The organism is Photobacterium alginatilyticum (genome assembly GCF_009910675.1).
Classification (GTDB): domain Bacteria; phylum Pseudomonadota; class Gammaproteobacteria; order Enterobacterales; family Vibrionaceae; genus Photobacterium; species Photobacterium alginatilyticum.
On sequence record NZ_RSEJ01000291.1, the window covers coordinates 1 to 429 of the forward strand.

The 429-nt window shown below is 42.7% G+C and carries 1 protein-coding gene; it reads left to right on the forward strand.

Annotated elements, in window-relative coordinates; genetic code table 11:
• Window positions 1-304: hypothetical protein (locus tag EIZ48_RS29300; protein ID WP_205298663.1), on the forward strand; the 304-nt coding region annotated here is incomplete at its 5' end.
• Window positions 305-429 lie beyond the last annotated feature (125 nt).

Sequence of the window (429 nt, forward strand, 5' to 3'; positions counted from 1 at the left end):
CTCCTCCCAAAATCCCATTCCTAGTACCACAACTGCTCCACCTCAACAACCTACTGTGGAAGAGAGTGAGGAAGATAGTGAATATGAGGCTAGTACTTATGCAGACAGTGAGGATGTGAGTATGGATGAAGAAAGTGAGGACTCTCTAGAAAAAGAAATTGATGAGTATACTGCTGATTTAGATAGTGTCTGKGTTAATCCYGTGAGCAATGTGGAAATTCCAGATGTTGCTGTAAGTAATGTTGGTGAGGGTGAWGKGGTAGGTGAGGGTGTACCTCCTATTGTTTCTGCTGATATGAGGTAGATRAGGGTGCAATTCCAAAAGTCCCTGTTCCTAGTGTTGGAGAAGAAGTGTTAGTTGAAAAAGAGCAAATAAGTACAGTTGAGAAAGGAGARWCCAGTGTGAAAACTCCAGCTTCTGCAGAAGAA